This is a genomic window from Mesorhizobium sp. M7D.F.Ca.US.004.03.1.1 (assembly GCF_003998635.1).
Taxonomy (GTDB): domain Bacteria; phylum Pseudomonadota; class Alphaproteobacteria; order Rhizobiales; family Rhizobiaceae; genus Mesorhizobium; species Mesorhizobium loti.
This window is the reverse complement of the sequence record NZ_RZQG01001498.1, coordinates 1-841: the sequence shown is the minus strand read 5'-3', so window position 1 is coordinate 841 and position 841 is coordinate 1. Positions and strand designations below refer to the sequence as shown.

Genomic DNA, 841 nt, shown 5'->3' with positions numbered 1-841 from the left:
AGACTAAGCATTCCCGCGTGAAGGTGAAATAGGGCAGCGCATTGAAGGACAGCGGGTGTCATGACCCCGGGCGCGACGAGAAAGACGAATACGAGGACGCCGAAGGCGCCCTGCCCCGCCATCCGGCAAAACGGACGCGCGCATCATACCACCGCGATCCGGCGGATGCCGAACACCGGTTGTAAACGGCGTAGAGCGCGACGATCACCACGAGCAGAATGACGCTCAGCGATGCGGCGAGCCCCAGTTCAGGGAGCGCGAGATTTTGTAGGCGATGCGGTTGGGAATGAAGATGCCGCTGGTGCCGCTAAGCAGCTCCAGCGTGATGTGGTAGCCTATTGCGAGGGTGACGACCAGGATAGAGCCCGCGCCTATGCCGCGACCTATGGAGCAGCCCGATCGTCCCCTCGCGTCATCTGGAATATGACTTCACCGGCACGCCTTCAACGGCCGGCCCAATTCACGGCTCGCTTTCCAGCGACTCCAACGTCCATCAATTCAAAGTGTTGAGTTTTGCTTGTTGGCGAGCCAACAGCCTTTCAACCTCTTGAATGGCATTGTGATCCAGCATGCCTCCTGGTCGACGCTGTACAGCACTGGCAATAGCACCGCGTTTGGCGAGCACATATTTGCGAACGGCGAGGCCAAGACCAGGTTGTTGTTCATAGCGGATCAGCGGCAGGTAGGCGTCGAAAAGGTCTGTTGCAGCATCGAAATCACCATGGTTGCTCAATCGAATCACATCAACCATCATTTCCGGAAAACCGAATCCAGTCATCGCGCCATCAGCGCCGCGCCGCATCTCTTCAGTTAGAAACACGCCACCATTGCCGCAAAGGAT

The 841-nt window shown here is 57.8% G+C and carries 1 pseudogene; it reads right to left on the bottom strand.

The features are described 5' to 3' along the window. Positions 1-493 precede the first annotated feature (493 nt). A pseudogene (locus EN935_RS38230) lies at positions 494-841 on the bottom strand (dihydrodipicolinate synthase family protein); the annotation flags it as partial.